This window comes from Microcoleus sp. B6-A1 (assembly GCF_036705085.1).
Classification (GTDB): domain Bacteria; phylum Cyanobacteriota; class Cyanobacteriia; order Cyanobacteriales; family Microcoleaceae; genus Microcoleus.
The window spans coordinates 58971-75587 of record NZ_JAUBTU010000022.1; the positions used below are offsets into that span (position 1 = coordinate 58971).

The window sequence follows — 16617 nt, forward strand, 5'->3', positions numbered from 1 at the left end:
TTCCTCTCCCTCAAACAGACTGTTCCTGGACGTAATCCTGCACGTAAGACTGATAGTAATACCTGCTGCCTTTATCGTTATTCGCCACCATTCCCAACAGCGGAATCCCCGCCATTTTCAAATCTTCAAAAGCCAACACCAGCGCCTCCCGCTCAGTTTGATGCAGCCCTACTACCAGCATCAATCCGTTAGTGTGAGCCGCCAACAAATTCGCATCCGCCAAACCTAAAAGCGGCGCCGTATCGTAAATAACTAAGTCAAAATGACTTGACAAAGCTGCCATTAAATGCTGCATTTTTCGGGAAGAAAGCACCTTTGTGGGATCGAGAGGAACCGGGCCGGAAGTTAACACAAACAAATTTTCATCGCGGGGCGATCGCAAAATCACCTGTTGCACATCCACATCATCAGCAATCACATTGTGCAAGCCTTGCCAATTCGGTAAACCCAGCATTTCGTGTACCTGCGGGCGCCGTAAATCCCCATCCACCAACAGCACTTGCTGCCCCATTGCCGCCGCCGCCCGCGCCAGATTTACTGCTACCGTAGACTTGCCGTCACCTACTTGACAAGAAGTAATTACACAAGAATTGATCGGAGTATCAACGTTTAGTAAGCGAATATTCGCATTGAGCGATCGAAAAGCTTCTTGAAAAGCATCCGTCGGCATCGGCGAAATTGCCACATCCACCGGGCTTGTCTCAGCAGGAGGAAGTCTCAAAATTTTATCGCTAGCAGGAATTACCCCCAACAAAGGCAGGCGAATCGACTGTTTGACATCCTCTGGAGTTTGGAACACCGTTTTATTTTTAAACCGTTCCGCCAACTGCGCCGCCAGCATACCAAACAGCATACCAGCCAATCCCCCCAAAGCCAAATTCAAAGGCATAATCGGAGCAACAGCCATCAACTCGCCATTTTTGTAACGCGGAATTTCCGGCTTAGCAATAACTTCCCAAGCCACCTCTTTTTTGCCCACAGCTTCAAGCTGCAAAGCTTGCTGTTTTGCCACCAAACTATTCAGCGTATTGTTAGTCAAATCCAACTCGCGCTGCAAATCGGAATAGCGCCGCAAAATCACCGGGAATTTTTGAGAGTATTGATTCAACTGCTTAGCAGCTTGTTCCAAAACTTGATTCCGCACGCCCAGCACCTGAATTAAATTAGCAGTACCGATAAACTGCTCGATTAACTTAATCCGCACCGGATCTTGAAAAGTCAGCACTTGCGAATTTACCTTAGCCAAATCAGTTCCCAGAACATGTTGGGCTTCTTTCTTCAACAAAGGAATCAGGTTCTTGCGCTGTTCTCGCAACAATTGCATTTGCGGAGTTTCGTCTGTAAACGTAGCCGAGTTAATCGCAATTTGCCCTTCTAATTGTTGCAATTGAGTCAGCATCCCTTGATAGCGGGGAGCTTGACTCAGAGCCGATGCCATCAGCGCTTGCTTCTGGTTTAATCCGAGCTGATTTTGCAGATTGGAATAGAGAAATCTCTGCTGATTTAGCTGCGTTTGCGCTTCCAATCTTTGCGTTTGAAGTTCACTGATTTGCTGCGCGAGTTGTTGGGTTTGAATTTGCGGATCGATGAAATTGTACTGCTGTCGCAATTTTTGGATTTCAGTTTGCAGAGCTTGTTGGCGCTTTTGCTGGTTGGGAATTTGCGATTTCACAAAATCCAGAGTCTGACTAATTTGAGTTGTGGTATCTTGCACGCTGTAGTTGCGGTAGCCTAGCGCAACTTTTTCCAAAACAAACTGAATTTTTTTCGGATCATAATCCCGATATCTAACTTCGATAATCTTGGTATTTTTGAATCGATTAATTGACAACCTAGTTTCCTGAGAAAACGGCAAATTATCTGCTTTTTGGTTCAATAGATAGTTGTAATTTATTTCGGGATACTTAGCCTGCAACTGTTTAATAATCGGCGACATTACTTGGGGGCTTTGCAAAACTTGAATTTGGGATTCGTAGTCAAAACCGCCCTTTTCTTGGGTCGCTGGGGCCGCTGGTTGCAGTTTCAGCTCACCGGAGTAGATTTTGGCTAAAGTATTTTGCGTAACGGCTGGTTCTACTAATAATTGAAAGCGCCCTTCGTACTCGCTTTTTTGATTCAGTGTCCAGGCGAAAACTCCGGTAGTCACTGCCGCTGCTACACCGATGACTAAGATGGAGCGACTGCGGCAAACTTCCCAAAAACTTAACTCTTCTGCCTCGGTTTTGTTTCTGCCTAAAAATTGATCTTCTTCATAAAGTCCCGAAGATATTTTTTGAATATCAGCGGCTTTTTTATGATTAAAAATTGCTAGTGGAGATTGTTTCCCTGGTTTCATTTGATTTCTACAACTTATTAGTTTAAACGTCTGTATTGGTGGCGGAGTTTCAGGAAATCGGTTAATTCCTAAATATTTCATTACCAAACCGCTATTTTTTATATAAAGCGGGTTTCTGAGGTCTTAATGCCAGTCTCTTCAAATCACCTAAAAATATCGAACAACCGAAATATTCCTAACAGCGGGCTGAGAGGAGCGAGAGTCCCGCCTACATTATCCGAGAACGTAGCGCGACCCGATCGCCTTACCATAATTACATCATTATTTTGCAGTTTGGGATTAGTTGCTTCATTGGCAGTTGCAGAAAAATCAACCTTAACAGTTAGCTGCGAAACGGTGCCGTTAGGATTGAGGCGAATTAAATTCACCGAATCCATTTCTGCCCGCGCTTTATTAAAACCTCCCGCTGCTACCAGCGCTTGATTTAAAGTAGTGTTGGGCAGCACCGCAATCGCTCCCGGTTTCACGACTTCTCCCACAATGTTCACCTTAATAGTATCCGGTGAAAAATTAGAATTAGCAACTTGTTCGTCTTGGGTTTCATCGAGGTTTTCGGCTTTGGGAACGATTACCGTATCTCCCTGTTGTAGCGCTAAATCTTGGGATACATCTCCCCCTTCCAAAAGTTGCCACAAATTCACATTAATAATTTGTTCTGTACCCGCCCGTGTCAGGCGGCGAACTTGTATTTGTCGGATATCAGCTACCGGCGTAATGCCGCCCGCCATTTTAATTGCCCTCGTTACCGTTTGCTGCAAAACATTTTCCCCGCCGTTGGTTTCGCTGGCAGCAAACAAACCAGAATTTTCACCCATTTCATTCTCTTGTACCCTACTTTGAGCCTCTTTTGCCAAAGTATAAGTACCGGGGCGAGTTACTTCGCCCACCACAGCAATATTAATTGGTTGAGTGCTTTGTCCGGTAATGTTAGCTACTGCTAAAGTCGGTGCTTCTTGGCGGTTGAGGCTAGTTACAGTGGGAATAAATATAGTATCGCCGTCGCGCAAAGTCATATCGGCCCGCAAATCGCCGTTTTGCAATAATTCCCACAAATCCACACTAATAATTTGTTCCGGTGCGTTGCGCTGGGGGCGGCGGATTTTGATTTGGCGCACGTCTGCTGACTGGGTAATTCCGCCGGCCATTCGCAGAGCCCGCGATATCGTTGGCATTTGAGTTCCCATTTGCTCTGCTGTGCCTCCGGGGCCTGCTGCTGAGGATATTGTATAGGCTCCGGGGCGGTTGATTTCGCCCGCGATCGCAATTTGCAAAGGACGCGGCGCCAGCAGTTTCAGGGTAATCCAAGGACGTTTAAGGTATTTGCCGTATTTGTCTTTAACAGCATTAGAAGCTTGTTCTAGAGTCATCCCGTACACCGAAACGCTGCCAATTAACGGCAAACTCAGGGAACCGTCTGCCTGTACTTGGTGTTGACCGTTGGGGCCGCTGTATTCCGGGACGTTGAAGATGTCCATTTGAATACGATCGCCCGCGCCTAAAGTGTAAACTTCCGATCGTACACTTGAAGGTTCACTTGCCGGCAATCCCGGCAATCCCGGCACTGCCGGTACTGGTACAGGAACAGGAGAACCCGCATCAGGAGGAGGAGGAGGAGGAGGCATAAACTGGGCCGCTGCAGGAGATGAACCCACCGCCGCCAGCACTGACACTGTTAAACTTTGAATCATTAAACTTTTGACAGCATTGCTTGCCCAATAACTTAGCTTGCAGCTTTTGCTGGAAATGTCTCCCTGAGCCCCTCTTCTTGCAGGAAATGGGAGAAATTCTTCACCCTCCCTCTCCGCAAAGGGGACACAAGGATGAGATTTTTTCTCAAGTTGCACGCCGTGCGAAGAACTTTTAACCACCATCGCTTTTTGCCCCTATCCTCATCCAACCCCGCCAACATCAAATGTAACCCAACTGTTCTAACTTGGTCAGAACTTTTTTAACACTCTCTTCCACACTTTCTCGCTCTGTGTAACAAATAATCTCAGGATTAAGCGGTTCTTCATAAGGATCGTCAATTCCCGTAAAACCCTTAATTTCTCCTGCTCTCGCCTTAGCGTATAGCCCCTTGACATCGCGACCTTCGCACACTTCTAACGGCGCTGTGATATATACTTCAACAAAATGGGGCTCCATTGCTCTAATTTCGTCGCGAATTGCTCTGTAGGGGCTAATAGCTGCGGTCATTACGGCTACTCCATTGCGGCTCAGCAGGTGAGCTACAAATCCAATCCGCCGAATATTAGTATCTCTGTCTTCTTGGCTAAATCCCAAACCTTTTGACAAGTTGGTGCGAACGACATCTCCATCCAATATTTCAACTTTGCAACCTCTTGCCTTCAATTCGGGTTCGAGAGCTTTGCTGATCGTTGTCTTGCCGGAACCGCTCAGCCCGGTAAACCACAAAATAAAACCTTTTTCCATTTTCAATTGCTTGGTTAGTAGTGAATAGTGGAGAAATTACGCGACGTATTATTTTACTGTCGCGGTTCCCCATTTTCTGATTCTTTTTGATTTGAGATGCGATCTGACTTTCACAATAACTAATTTTTTTTATTAACCGCAGAGGACGCAGAGGACACAGAGGAAGAGGGAAGGGGAGAAATAAATAGGTAATCTTAAAATCCGTAGGGTGCTCTTGGGCCGTGCACCTTACCTTCAATGGGGGATAACAAACGCCGAACATCTATCCGTAGCGCACCCATCACCTGACTGAGCCTTTCGCAATCTAAAATCTAAAATCTAAAATCTAAAATCCTATTCCCCATGTCCCCAACCTTAAAAGCAGATGTTTTGGTAGTCGGTGGCGGCACCGGCGGCACTGCAGCAGCCGTCCAAGCAGCCCGCCGAGGTGCCAAAACTATTTTAGTAAGCGAATTCCCCTGGCTGGGAGGAATGCTGACAGCAGCAGGCGTTTCTGCCCCCGATGGCAATGAATTAGCAGCTTTTCAAACTGGTTTGTGGGGCGCGTTTTTGCGGGAACTCCAGCAGCGACAGCCGGGAGGTTTGGATTGGGGCTGGGTAAGTTTTTTTACTTACGATCCCCGCACCGGTGCTGAAATTTTCGCTGATTGGGTTAAATGTTTGCCGAACTTACAGTGGATTTGTGGACAAAAAGCTCACGATGTGCTGTATGAAGGAGATCGCATTTCTGGCGTTCAGTTTGCAGATTTTACGGTTTCGGCCAAAATCACTTTGGATGCAACGGAATTGGGAGATGTGCTGGCTTTAGCGGATGTTGGACACCGCTGGGGTTGGGAATTCCAAGCCGAGTGGGGAGAACCCAGCGCGCCGGCTGCCTCTAATGCTCTCACAGAGAGCTATTCGGTGCAAGCTCCGACTTGGGTGGCAATCATGCAGGATTTTGGTAAAGGTGCGGCAGGATCAGAAATTCCCGCGCCGCCTGTTGAAAATCCCGATCGATTTATCGGTGCTTGGGACGGTTACACTCCCGAACAATTTCTCAATTACGGCAGGCTGCCAGGGGGATTGTTGATGATTAATTGGCCGATTCGAGGTAATGATTATGGTGAAGGGGTCGATCGACTCATTAAATCTGAAGCATCTCGACAAGAATTTCTCCAAGAAAGTCTGTGGCACACTCAAAGTTTTGCCCGCTTCATTCAAACGCAACTCGGCCCCCGCTACGGCTTAGCACAGAATATTTTCCCCATTTCAACGATCGACAATCAACAAAATTCTTCCCTTCTTTCTTCCTTTGCCTTACATCCTTACTACCGAGAAAGTCGGCGCTTGCGAGGGATAAGTACAGTCACAGAACAAGATATTTTGCCTATTGCCGGCGGAAGAGTCGCGAAGTTGCCGATAAATTCTGAGGGCATTTGTGAAACAATTGCGATCGGCAACTATGCCAATGACCACCACTACACCAGTGGCGACATTCCTCTGCAGCCAAAATCCCTCCGCTGGGGCGGCCGCTGGACGGGAACTCCGTTTACCATTCCTTACAGCGCCCTAATTCCTGCGAGTACAGACGGTTTGCTAGTCTGCGAAAAAAATATTTCCGTCTCTCACATCGCCAACGGTGCAACTCGCTTGCAACCGACGGTAATGAATATTGGACAGGCGGCGGGGATGGCGGCGGCTTTGTGCGCGGAATCTGGATGTCAGCCGCGGGAGTTGCCGGTGAGAGTTTTGCAGGAAGCTTTGCTGCAAGATTCGGAGGCGAGTGCGGCGGTTATTCCCTTATTTAATTTGACACGGGGGCGATCGGACTGGCTGGATTGGCAACGCTATTATCTTGATCGACCCCAAGCATATCCGGCCAGCGGCGAATGTCAGGACTCAGTAGAGAAACAAAGCAGTCAAACAGCAAATACCCACAGCCAATTTTCGGGCATTTTCCGCCGCCTCGGCGAACAAAACTGGACACTAACGCTGACAAGCCCTGCCTCCTTAGTCGGTCAAACTTGGCAACTCGTGACTTTGGACTCGGAAACCGACAGATTTTTACACAATTGCGAAACCGAAAAGCCTCTGACAGTATGGGGCCGGCTGAATTCGGCAGGTGCTTGGCTGCTGGCGGGCTCAGTAGAATTGAAGAGGTGAGGTTTTTTGCAGAGATCCGAAAAATTCACAGAAATTTATCCTGATCGATCGGGGAGATCCCGTATCAGTTAATAGACACTGACACGGATACTACCCATGCAAACTTACACACCAATTGCTTTACTGAGTCTTTTGGACGTTACTTTGAGCGCCACTGTCGTTCTAGTCTTGGAATCCCTCGTCGGGCTGCTCCAAATTGCCACACATCCATACATTTTATCCGCCCAAACCGAACAAAGGGGCGATCGTTCTCCAGAAAGAGGCAGCGGACGCCGAGAGTTCATTGAGCCTAATCTTTACACTCATCAACTACAAGCATTTTAATGACATTGGACGAAAGCGATTTCCGTTATTGAGTTAGTTTCTGCCGCCCGTGTCGAGCGCTCAATCTGATTTCCTGGGATGATAGTTTTTCAGGTTTCCAAGGCAACTGCATTTCTTGTTTACAGTCATTAGGATCTTCTTTTATGTGAGTGATGATAGCATATAAACCTTAAACCGCCATCTATCGAGAGATTGAATCTCGTATTTGGCGGTTTTGTATATTATTGCAACCGTCTGGGTAGTGCAATTAGGAATTTTTTTATTATTGAAGCCAGAGATTTTAGTTATTCCATTTTACCTCAACTTCTGACAATCAAGCATCCAGGATACCCGCCACGTGATTCATTCCGAAAGCAGACTCAGGACCCAGAAATAAAAAACCTGTATCCGATAAAGCCACCCCCGAATTAATCTCGCGCAAGTCAATGCTTCAATTCTTTAATCTCAAATCTCAAATCTCAAATCTCAAATCTCAAATCGATTGACTGCTCTCATAGATGAGATGCTACGCATCTAAAGTGTCTGTTGCTTCGGGAGGGGGAGAGGGTGAGAAAGGGAGAGGGAAAGATAATTTTCCGCTTTTTATACAAGGATTTTAGGAGACAATTTAAAGGCGCGATAGCTTAACTTAAGCCTGATTCCTTCTTCCTGATTCCTTCTTCTTCTTCCTTCTTCTTCTTCCTTCTGATTCCTGATTCCTGATTCCTAATTCTCTAGTTTGATAATTTCAGGGAAATTCATCCTGATCAGCCTGGGTAAATGTCGTATCTCTAAATAGATACTGAGACGAATACTACCCATGAAAACCTACACTGCAATTGCTTTACTGAGCCTGTTGGGCATTACCTTGAGTGCCAGCGCCGCTCAAGCTTTTGAATCTCCACTCCCCATCCTCGAAACTGGCACCGCTCAATATATGTTGTCAGCCCAAACTCAACAAAAGGGCGAGCGTCCTATTAAGAGGCGAGGCAACCGCAGAAATTTTACTGAGCCTACTGTTTACACTCATCCGCTACAAGATTTCTAAGGGCATCGGACGCAAGTGATGACCACAACTGAGTTGCTTTGGGCCGTTCATTCGATCGCGCGATCGGATTTTCTGGGATTCTAGTTTTTCAGGTTAAGCGACAACTGCACTTTTTGTGGACAGTTTTTAGGAGATTATTTTTAGTGTAACAAATATTAGCATATAAACGGGGAACCGCCATCTACCTAGAGATAGATTCTAGTATGTGGCGGTTTTGTATTGAAAACGCTTCAATTAAACAAGCACTAACCACAGGCCTCGGAGCATCTGGGTTTTTCAACCAATATCCCTCGCCTTCCACGCCTTATTTTGGCGTTGCACAATTTGACGAGGATTTTTGTGGGGTGTCCTGCCTGCTGTGAAAATACAGCGGACTGGCTACGATATCCCATCCCACAAAACCATCAAAATCTTCCCGCAATTATGCAACAGCCTTATTTTAGTAGATCGAACCGGGTTTCGGCATCCATGACTATTCAAGAATTAGGGGCTCGGAGTCGCCTCAAATTCTTGGGAGCGCAACAGTTATTTACGTTCTCCCCCCCACAGGTAGGGTTTAATTTTCAACCGCTGCACTATAATTAATTTGCGATAACTAACTTATATATAGGTAAACTGTCAGCGCAGAGGGTGCAGCAATCTACTTAAATTGGCCACCAATAAGAACCACTTATGCGGTGTGGATAGCCTTTAAGCCCATGCCCTGTTACCTCAGGGAAATTAACTAACCTGAATATTAGGGTAGCTGGCAAGCTTTCCGGCGACAGTCGGCTATGCTTGATTCGGCGCTCTCGCAATAATTTAATGGAGGATGACAAAATGCCTCCTAATTTGGCTATTTCGGGGATAGTGATGAAAAATGACTCTTTAGATCTGGTCAAAAGCCTCAGCCCTAGTGCAATGGATCAGATCATGCTATATCTGGCGTTTAGCGCCATGAGAACCAGTGGGCACAGGCACGGGGCGTTTCTAGACGCGGCCGCAACGGCGGCTAAGTGTGCCATTTATATGACTTATATGGAGCAGGACAACAACCTGCGGATGACCGGACACTTGCATCACATTGAGCCTAAACGGGTGAAGGTGATTGTTGAAGAAGTCCGGGAAGCTCTGACTCAGGGAAAATTGCTGAAAATGTTGGGTTCGCAAGAACCTAGATATTTGATTCAGTTTCCTTATGTCTGGCTGGAACAGTATGGTTGGATGCCGGGACGCCCTCGCATTCCGGGAAACAATTTGACTGTAGATGAAAAAAAATATCTCGAAGGCAAGATTCCTCCGAATCCGCCAGACGCTCAACTGATCAATTCTTTTCAGTTTATGGAGTTGATCGAGTTTCTGCACAGGCGATCGCAAGAAGATATGTCTCCAGAAAGGCGAATGCCTTTGAGCGAAGCTCTAGCAGAACACATTAAGCGGCGCTTGATCTATTCTGGGACAGTAACTCGCATTGATTCTCCTTGGGGAATGCCGTTTTATGCCCTCACCCGCGCTACTTACTCTCCCGCAGAGCAGGAAGAGCGGACATTTACTATGGTTGAGGATACGGCTAGATATTTCCGGCTGATGAAGGATTGGGCGGAAAAACAACCGAAGGTGATGCGAATTATGGAGACTTTGGATATTCCGCCGGAACGGCTCGACCAAGCCCTTGAGGAATTAGATGAAATTATTCGCAATTGGGCCGATCGCTATCACAAGCGGGGCGAACCGACGATGATTTTACAAATGGTTTTTGGGCCGCAAGACGACGCTTAGTTTGATTAACTATTCATCATTAGTCATGAGTTGATTGCTTGAGACTAATGACTAATGATTAATAGCTAATAGCCCTGGACGGCGCAACCGGCTTTTTTTCCAAAAATACTGCGTTAATCCTTTGAATTATCCTAAAAAACCAGGTTGATTGGGCCGCGAATGCGTCCAGGATTAACTAAGCTAAAAAAGCTCTCCATGTCGCCGCTAAAATAATCGCTGCGATCGCTCCTATGAGTGTATTGAAAAAATTTACCACCTCGTTCGTGAGCCACTCAAACTTTGATTGCACCGTCGCCCCAATCACGCTCTCGATATTCGTGGCAATAAAAGCCGCAATAACACAAAAAACAATTCCTGTCAAGTCAATTAAACCTACGGCCCAACTTAAAAGTGCAATCAAAATTGAGCCGACAATACCCGCGATCGTTCCTTCCAAACTTACGGCCCCTTCGGTACCCCTAGGTACGGGCTGCAAGCTAGTAATCAAAAAAGTCCGCTTCCCGTAAGCTTTGCCGATTTCGCTGGCGCTGGTATCGGAAAGTTTGGTGCAAAAACTCGCCGCGTAACCCAACAATAACAGGGAAATAGCATCTTGTGACACAGGCATCTTGCCTGTCTCTGCTAAAACAGACATCTTGCCTGTCTCTGCTAAAACAGACATCTTGCCTGTCTCTGCTAAAATAGATAACGCCAAAACTCCCAAAGCGCAAAGAGTAGCGGTTAAAGCTGAACCCCAGACATTTTCCGGGCCTCGGGCGCCTGAACGCTTTTCTGCTATGCCTTCTGCTTCTTTTTGAGCTTTGCCGATGCGGGTAACTCCCGATCCGACAAGAAAGTAAAACATCACCACAGCATAGCCTTGCCATCCCAAACAGCCCCAAATGAGGACGCCCAATACCCAGCCGTGAAATTGACCAGCGGGAGTGAGCAATTTTTTAGGAGCAATGGTGGCGATCGCGAGTAAAACTGTATTTAGGGTGATCGCCACCAACCAAGGATTAGACCAAGATAAATAATTAAAGAACAATTCTGAATTCTGCATTTAGTACCTCCATGAGTCAAGTCTTATTTCATCTTGCCTTCCCCGTGAGCGATATTGCCCAAACCAAAGCGTTCTATGTAGACGGGCTCGGCTGCGAACTAGGTCGCGAATCGCCTAATTCTGCGATTATGGGTTTGTGCGGCCATCAAATTGTCGCCCACGTCAGCCACGAACCTTTGACGCCTCAGCGAGGCATCTACCCCCGGCATTTTGGGTTAATTTTTACTTCCGAAGCTGACTGGGAAGCGTTGCTAGAAAAAGCCCAGCAAAACAACTTAAATTTCTATCAAGAACCGAGACGGCGATTTGTCGGTTTGCCTACAGAACACCGTACTTTCTTCTTAGAAGACCCTTTCCACAATATACTTGAGTTCAAGTATTATTGTGAAGCTGAAGCAATTTTTGGTCGCAGCGAATACGCTGAAGTTGGCGATGCTGTTTGATTTTTAGTCCGGTAGCGATTTGCCGTGTTCGTGGGGGCGGGTTTACGAGATTGTTGGTTTTAACTCAGATATTGCACCATTGTCAAGAACAGGCAAGATGCCTGTTCCACAAGAAAAATCATCTCTTGTGGAACAGGCAAGATGCCTGTTCCTAAACAAGTAATTGAGAATGGTGCAATATCTCAGTTTTAAGCAATTATTGTAGGTGAAACCCGCCCTACAAAATTTGACATTATACAAGAATGAATCAAACGGTTAATCATGAACTTTTAATGGTTCTGAAAGTGCTTCAGCGACCGCTTTTAAACTGCTGGAATGCCTCGCCATCATGGCATGGGCAAAAACCGACAATTTTACTTCTTTGGCAACAGATATTTGGGAACTAGAAGCGGGTACGATGATGAAATCCCAATCTGTCCAAATCGAAGTAAAATTGAGCTTTTCTAACAAAAAAGCATCTCGATTTAAATCTTCTAGAAAAGCACTGCCAGGACGCATTTGGATGCAGCCTTTTCCCCAGAGAGTGTAAGCCATCCAAGTACCGCTGTGAGGAGAAGATATCGCAATAAAGCGCTGCACTCGGTTAATGCCACCTAACCTTTGCAGGTAGTAGCGAGTTACTAAACCGCCCATGCTCAATCCTACTATATCTAGATGCTGTTCTGGCGCAAAGGTTTTGTCTATATAATCTGCTATTTGTTGGGCTAATTCGTCTATGCTGGCGTTGCCCCAATGGGGCGAGAGATTGAGGGTGTAGACTGACCATCCTAGTTGGGTGAGGTAGGCAGACATTTTGTGAAAAATTCCCGATTTTCTGAAGATTCCGTGAATTAGCAAGACTGGGTTGCGGCTGAAATTGCTATTCATTTTTAAGTGGGAATTTTATTTTCAATAGGTGCTTTTAGTTCTTCAATTAATGCGTTAATACTTAGGGGTTCTGTCACCATTTGGCGGTGCAGCAAAAGGTTGACTTTAACTTCTTTACCTACTGGCATTTGGGAGCTGTTTGCCGGTACAATCATTATGTCAAATGGCGTCCACATTGATGTAAAGTTTATGCGTTTGAGCATTGTCACATCTTGATTTAAATCGCGCAGCAAGCCACTATCGGGGCGCATATCCAGGTATCCTGGTAGGCGTAGGGAATAGGCGGTGAGGGTGCCGTGGTGAGGGGATGATAGGGTGATGAAACGCTGTACGCGGTTGATTCCTCCGAGTCGCTGGACGTAGTAGCGACTGACGATGCCGCCCATGCTGTAGCCTACTATGTCTAAAGATTGTTCTGGATCGAAGGTTTCAGAGATGTAGTCTGCCAGTTGCTTGGCCAGTAAGTCGAGGCCGAGGCTACCGTCGTTGGGGGTGAGGTTGAGGCTGTGGACTGACCATCCGAGTTCGGTGAGGCGGGCGGACATTTTGCTGAAAATCATCTTTGTGTCCCAGATGCCGTGTATGAGGATGACGGGATTGCGATCGAGCGAACTGTTCATTTGAAAAGAAAATTGCTTGCTAATTACAGCATAAATCACTCCCCTAGGGAGTTTTACCCCTACTAGGACAGCTAGCGAATCGGATCGAGGTACGATCGGCAATTAGTGGGAATCGCTAACAAATTCTGAGATACTTGTAAATAAGTGCAAAGCAGCCTGGTATTTATACCTAAAATTTGCTTTGATGAGGTAGCTTAGATACAGCAAAATGTAAATTTTGATTAAGAAATGTAGACAAAGGTTGCCATAGCTCGTAATCTAACTTTGTTGACAAGCTTGTACAAATTTCTCTAAAAGAACAAAAGGAGTAAGTCTAATGTTTGGTTTTATCAAAAATTTCTTCGGCGGTATTTTCGGCTTTTTCGGCAGACTATTGGGCTTGAAAAAGTCAGAATATTTCCTAGATTTGGGTGAATCGGGAGCGAAGGAACCAGCAAAAGTTGCGCCTGCGAAGTCTGAGGCTGTGGCGATCGCACCGACAAAAGTTGAGCCTGTTAAGTCTGAGAAGTCTGAGAAGTCAGAACCTGCTAAGAAGGCTAAGGTAGAGAAAAAGTCTAAGAAAGAAAACGAACCAGTCGCTAGCGCTCCTGCTAATAATTCGGAACCCGTGAAGGTACCGACTGCTGCAGCAACTAACGGCAAAGTGCCGAGTCAAGCTGAACCGAATCGAACTTTTGCTCCTAATAATTTAATGCCGACACCAAATGGAAGTCGTCGCACCCCCGGCCCTAGCATGAACAATTTCCGGGAAATGGCTCGTCAGGTGAAAACGAAATAGGAAATTGGGAATTGATAATAGGGAATTGGGCATGGGATAATTCCCAATGCTGGCGTTAACAAATTAAAAATGGGATTCCTCATTTTTAATTTTAACTCTTGGTTCTATTCCCTATTTTCTGGGTTTCTGAGGAAGGCTAATCCGCTGTATAGCTGAAAAGCTGAGTCCCAAGGAGTTTCTGATTTGCGCTCGACTTCTATATGAGATTCGATCTTGCTCAACATATTAGTGTAATCGAGCACTGTCTCGGCAAAGGGCGTAAATTCTGACCAAACTGTAACGTCAAGCTGGCGATCGAATATTTCCAGTAAGTTATTCCAGTTAATTCGGGTGGTACTTTGAGGAATCTGTTGAGAGTTTTTGACTCTCGATGTTTTGTTTTTCTGGTTCGGTGAAGTGGGGAGATCAGCCGAAGCTTTGGTGAAGTCAACTCCTTGTTGGAATTCGTAACTTTGGTCGCAAATTCGCAGAATGCAGTTTCTGCTGGGAATGTGTAAGTCACAGATTTGAGCGTAATCTTGCCTGATTTCTCTGTGGCGAAATTGCTCCTTTCTTCGGTTGGGGGAGTAGTCCATGACTTCGATGAACATCGGCAACAAGCCTTCTACTCTTTGGGTAACTTCTGACCAGTTGAATTCGATCGCACCGAGTCGTGAGAGTTTATCTTTGCAAACAACGGCTGGGGAAGATAGAGACTGGAAGTGTTGCACTCGGAAGATTTGGATTTTTTGAATATCGCTTAAGGTTGCCCAAAATACGGGAATGCCGGCGTTGAGGATTTCTTGACCATAAATTCGGAGTTCGGCAATGGGGCCTGTTTTGTAGAGTCTCCAGCCGCGGCTTTGGATTTGCATCCGGGTTGTGTAGGCGTCGATTTTAAATATTCTGCTGATATTTTGAATGGCGGCGGGTTTGTTTTCGGGACTCACGGGTTCGAGGATGAGGAGTCCTGGTTCGAGGTTGCTGGGGTCGTTTTTGGCGGTTTCTATGGCTTGTTGGCGGAGGTTTTGTTGTGCGGTTTCAATCCGTTGAATAGCTTGGCGGGTCTGGGAGAGGATTTTGGGGTTGGTGATGTCGCGGAGTATTTGTTTGTAGGTTGTTTGGGCTTTTTCGAGGTTGTTGGTGAGTTCGTAGTAGCGGGCGATATAGTATTGTACCCACGGATTTTCGGGCGATTCTTTTTGTAGTTGTTTGATGAGTTGGGCCGCTTGTTTGTATTCTTTACCATCGAGGGCGGAGGCTATGTGGTTGATGTCTGTCATGGCGGTTGGGGGAATGGCGTTGTTTCTATCTTGGCTGAGGTTTGGGTGGTTTCGCCACTGGTTAACAATTTTTGCTGTTGTGTTAACTTATAGATATGATATCTGGAAAGAAACAATGGTGGAACAAAAGGTAACTTACACGCTTGAAATCAACGGTAAGTTTATTATTATTGAAAATGTTCCTGCTAGAGTGTGTGTGGAAACGGGAGATCCTTTTTTTTCACCTGAAACTGTGGAACAGTTGCAAAAGATGATTTGGGAAGATAGAAAGCCTATTAGGGTGATTGAAACACCTGTTTTTGAGTTTGCTTAGCACTTGGTTTAAATTGAGTTAAAGCTGATTGGAATTAACGCTTAATGTGTAAGTACCTTTGCTTGTACGATCGCCTCCTTTAACAACTATTTTATAAGTGCCGTTACTAGGCAATTTTACGGTGAGTTGAGACTCTCGGCGATTCTGGGAGTTGCCTGTTTTTTGGGCAATATTTTTGCCGCTGGTGTCGAACAGTGTTATGTTGTGGTCGAATGCTCTGCTTTTGAGGTCGATCGTCATAGATTGACCTGCGCGTCCTTGAAAGGTGTGTTCGCTCTTGTCGCCGTCTTTGAGGGTTCCCCGCTGCTGTAGGAGGGAAAGGGATGTGAGTTTTGGACGATCGACATTGCTCAATTCTAAGCCGTAATTGGTCATGGGTACATCGAGGCCATTTCCTTCTCTGACTACGATGATAAAAGCTGTTTTGTTGTTGATATCTCGGACTATTTTGTCAATAAATTGGGATTGTATTTGTTTTGCTTTTAGAGGTTTAGGTTGGTTGAAGTTGGGTTTTGAGGTACAGAAAAGCACGGCTCCGTCTAGATAGCGGGCGGCGTAGAACCAATAGTTTTGACCGTTAGTTGTAAATTCGTTTCTGCTAAAGATAGTAAATCTTTCAAGTTGCGGTAGTTGCTGATTGCGCTGGCAATTTTTATCGATGTAGATTTGGTTGGCTGATGGCTGTCGCTGGGCGAAAACTGCTGGGACGATGGTGGTTAAAATTGCTGAGATGAGGGTGAGGGTGAGGGGGAAGGGCGATCGGCTTTTCATAAATACTTGTTTCTCTTTATTGTTGTCAGGTATTGTAGGCTGTATTTCCTATTCTATCTCTGTTTTAAATACTTTTCTAATTCCGCAGTGCGCTGTTTAGTCATGCGCTCCAAACATTCATTGAGGAAACCTCGATAACCGGTACCGCCACGATTTTTATAAACTTCAAATTCACAGGTTTTATCTCTTAACTGAATCCACCCTAATTGTGCTTCGGAAAGTAGCGCCCGCTCTTCGCCGCTCAATTGGGAAATCAGTTGTTTGTAAACCTCGTTCAGTCGTTTATCCGAGGCTTCGTAATTCAACCGAATACAAGCTCTGACTTGCACATCTCCTTGCGGGCGATCGCAATTTATCTGTTGAGCAATGGGAAAGCTCGGAGATTGTGCAGAAACTGATGTTGTACCAAAAATTGCCAAAAGTGCGTGAAGCGAAGCTATCCCGTAGGGAATCGACCAAAAGAGCGATCGACCTTTCCTCAACTCTATTTTCATTGCCC

At 45.9% G+C, this 16617-nt stretch carries 16 protein-coding genes; 7 read left to right on the forward strand and 9 right to left on the reverse strand.

Features of this window, described 5'->3' with window-relative positions:
* Positions 1-10 precede the first annotated feature (10 nt).
* From QUB11_RS10525 to cysC, 3 genes are all read right to left on the reverse strand, one after another.
* A complete protein-coding gene (locus QUB11_RS10525) occupies positions 11-2335 on the reverse strand; it encodes a polysaccharide biosynthesis tyrosine autokinase (protein ID WP_333200092.1) in 2325 nt (774 codons plus the stop codon).
* Between the two features lie 143 nt (positions 2336-2478).
* On the reverse strand, positions 2479-4206 hold the full coding sequence (locus QUB11_RS10530) for an SLBB domain-containing protein (protein WP_333200094.1): 1728 nt from the start codon (positions 4204-4206) through the stop codon (positions 2479-2481).
* 37 nt (positions 4207-4243) lie between these two features.
* Entirely contained in the window at positions 4244-4768 is a 525-nt protein-coding gene (gene cysC / locus QUB11_RS10535) for an adenylyl-sulfate kinase (RefSeq protein WP_333200096.1), read from the reverse strand.
* Positions 4769-5110: 342 nt separating this feature from the next.
* Here cysC and QUB11_RS10540 point away from each other — a divergent pair, with 342 nt between their 5' ends.
* From QUB11_RS10540 to hetR, 4 genes are all read left to right on the forward strand, one after another.
* A complete protein-coding gene (locus QUB11_RS10540; protein WP_333200098.1) occupies positions 5111-6913 on the forward strand; it encodes an FAD-dependent oxidoreductase in 1803 nt (600 codons plus the stop codon).
* Between the two features lie 96 nt (positions 6914-7009).
* Positions 7010-7237 carry a hypothetical protein gene (locus tag QUB11_RS10545; protein WP_333153243.1) on the forward strand — a complete coding sequence of 76 codons (228 nt, stop codon included), beginning with the start codon at positions 7010-7012 and terminating at the stop codon, positions 7235-7237.
* Positions 7238-8036: 799 nt separating this feature from the next.
* Complete coding sequence (locus QUB11_RS10550) at positions 8037-8264, forward strand: hypothetical protein (RefSeq protein ID WP_333200100.1); 228 nt, start codon at positions 8037-8039, stop codon at positions 8262-8264.
* Positions 8265-9116: 852 nt separating this feature from the next.
* Positions 9117-10022, forward strand: coding sequence for a heterocyst differentiation master regulator HetR (gene hetR / locus QUB11_RS10555; protein WP_333034952.1), 906 nt, complete (start codon positions 9117-9119; stop codon positions 10020-10022).
* A gap of 175 nt (positions 10023-10197) precedes the next feature.
* Here the strand turns inward: hetR and QUB11_RS10560 are convergent, their stop codons facing one another.
* Positions 10198-11064, reverse strand: coding sequence for a TIGR00297 family protein (locus QUB11_RS10560; RefSeq protein ID WP_333200102.1), 867 nt, complete (start codon positions 11062-11064; stop codon positions 10198-10200).
* Positions 11065-11075: 11 nt separating this feature from the next.
* Here QUB11_RS10560 and QUB11_RS10565 point away from each other — a divergent pair, with 11 nt between their 5' ends.
* Positions 11076-11507: a VOC family protein gene (locus QUB11_RS10565; RefSeq protein ID WP_333200104.1), complete on the forward strand. Its 432-nt coding sequence runs from the start codon at positions 11076-11078 to the stop codon at positions 11505-11507.
* A gap of 255 nt (positions 11508-11762) precedes the next feature.
* Here QUB11_RS10565 and QUB11_RS10570 read toward each other — a convergent pair whose 3' ends face one another.
* Together QUB11_RS10570 and QUB11_RS10575 are read right to left on the reverse strand one after the other, a co-directional pair.
* Complete coding sequence (locus QUB11_RS10570; protein ID WP_333200106.1) at positions 11763-12374, reverse strand: alpha/beta fold hydrolase; 612 nt, start codon at positions 12372-12374, stop codon at positions 11763-11765.
* Positions 12375-12376: 2 nt separating this feature from the next.
* Positions 12377-12994, reverse strand: a complete 618-nt coding sequence (locus QUB11_RS10575) for an alpha/beta fold hydrolase (protein ID WP_333200108.1) — start codon at positions 12992-12994, stop codon at positions 12377-12379.
* A 316-nt stretch (positions 12995-13310) separates the two neighbouring features.
* Here QUB11_RS10575 and QUB11_RS10580 point away from each other — a divergent pair, with 316 nt between their 5' ends.
* Complete coding sequence (locus tag QUB11_RS10580; RefSeq protein ID WP_333207076.1) at positions 13311-13772, forward strand: hypothetical protein; 462 nt, start codon at positions 13311-13313, stop codon at positions 13770-13772.
* Between the two features lie 104 nt (positions 13773-13876).
* Here the strand turns inward: QUB11_RS10580 and QUB11_RS10585 are convergent, their stop codons facing one another.
* Positions 13877-15034, reverse strand: a complete 1158-nt coding sequence (locus tag QUB11_RS10585; RefSeq protein WP_333207075.1) for a tetratricopeptide repeat protein — start codon at positions 15032-15034, stop codon at positions 13877-13879.
* Here QUB11_RS10585 and QUB11_RS10590 point away from each other — a divergent pair.
* The gene (locus tag QUB11_RS10590; protein ID WP_333390462.1) at positions 15015-15347 is read left to right on the forward strand and encodes a YgiT-type zinc finger protein; all 333 of its coding nucleotides are present in this window, start codon (positions 15015-15017) and stop codon (positions 15345-15347) included. The genes QUB11_RS10585 and QUB11_RS10590 overlap by 20 nt on opposite strands.
* Before the next feature lie 18 nt (positions 15348-15365).
* Here QUB11_RS10590 and QUB11_RS10595 read toward each other — a convergent pair whose 3' ends face one another.
* Positions 15366-16118, reverse strand: a complete 753-nt coding sequence (locus QUB11_RS10595) for a PPC domain-containing protein (RefSeq protein ID WP_333207073.1) — start codon at positions 16116-16118, stop codon at positions 15366-15368.
* A gap of 53 nt (positions 16119-16171) precedes the next feature.
* The gene (locus QUB11_RS10600; RefSeq protein WP_333157360.1) at positions 16172-16612 is read right to left on the reverse strand and encodes a lysozyme inhibitor LprI family protein; all 441 of its coding nucleotides are present in this window, start codon (positions 16610-16612) and stop codon (positions 16172-16174) included.
* Positions 16613-16617: the final 5 nt, after the last annotated feature.